This window comes from Streptomyces sp. NPDC111802 (assembly GCF_055634335.1).
The window spans coordinates 1-1,002 of record NZ_JBVKCZ010000249.1 but is presented as its reverse complement, the minus strand read 5'-3'; the positions used below and the strand labels follow the sequence as shown (position 1 = coordinate 1,002).

Annotated in this window: 2 protein-coding genes; one reads left to right on the top strand and one right to left on the bottom strand. The window is 65.8% G+C overall.

Annotated elements, in window-relative coordinates:
- Nucleotides 1-60: 60 nt before the first annotated feature.
- Nucleotides 61-654, bottom strand: a complete 594-nt coding sequence (locus ACZ7NC_RS45805; RefSeq protein ID WP_471498461.1) for a transposase family protein — start codon at nucleotides 652-654, stop codon at nucleotides 61-63.
- A gap of 140 nt (nucleotides 655-794) precedes the next feature.
- Between ACZ7NC_RS45805 and ACZ7NC_RS45800 the strand changes: the two genes are divergently transcribed.
- On the top strand, nucleotides 795-1,002 hold a 208-nt coding region (locus ACZ7NC_RS45800; protein WP_471498458.1), incomplete at its 3' end, for a chemotaxis protein CheB.

Below are 1,002 nucleotides of genomic sequence, written 5' to 3'. Positions count from 1 at the left end.
CCACCGCGCGAAGTCCACGCCGAGTACGTGAAGCTGCGAGCAGTCGCGTGAAATAGACAGTCAGATCCCTGTCCGGGAAACGCGAGGCCCCTCAAAGATCCTCCACTGCTTGATCCTGGAGATGGCCCGTTCGACAGGGGCGTGCAGTGCGGCGTGGACCTTGTTCGACTTCTTGTGCTTGTCGGGCAGTTCGGTTCCGGGGCGTCGCTTGATCGGGGTGATCACAGTGCCGCCAGCGCCTTGGTAGCCCTTGTCTGCGAGAACGTCGAGGTCGAGCTCGGCGCAGGCCTCGACGATGCCGTGGTCACGGGCGGCGGTGATGTCGTGGGTGCCACCGGGCACAGCAGGCGAGAGCCACAGGAGTCTGCCCTCTTCCGCGGTGATGACCTGCAGGTTCACGCCCTCCCGGCGGGCCTTGCCGGAGAAGTGCCCCGGCGCCTGGACCCGGTCGGTCTCCGTGACGGTGCCGTCAAGCAGCAGGTATCCGTCCGCGTGGTGGCTGGTGAGCGCCTCCGTCAACGACGGTGCGTGGGCGGCGAGTTGCTCGATCGTGTGGTTCACATGGCGCCAGGCGGTGGCGATCTGTTCGATGGTGTCGTGCTTGCTCAGGTAGACAGGGTGCAGCGGGCCCGGTCGTACGGGCGCAGCTTGCACTGCCGGCCAGCCTCGCAGGACGCGAGCACCATCGTGACCAGTTCCAGGAGTTCCTCATCGACATCGCATCCGGCAGGATAGGTGAGGACGGGGCACCTCCGCAGGTGAGGCTATGTTTGGCGACTCTCCAAACCAGCGGGATGCCCCGTTCGTCACGTCACCGTCAACGGTTCGCCGATACCTCACCCGCCAGCCGTACAAGTGAAAAAGGCTCCCTGTCTCGAGTGGACGCGGTCAAGTCGGGCGGGCGCATGGTGATCGTGCAGGATCCGCAGAGCGCGGAGTTCCCGGGGATGCCGCAGGCGGCGGTGGACGCCGCAGGGGTGGACTTCGTGCTACCTCTTGAGA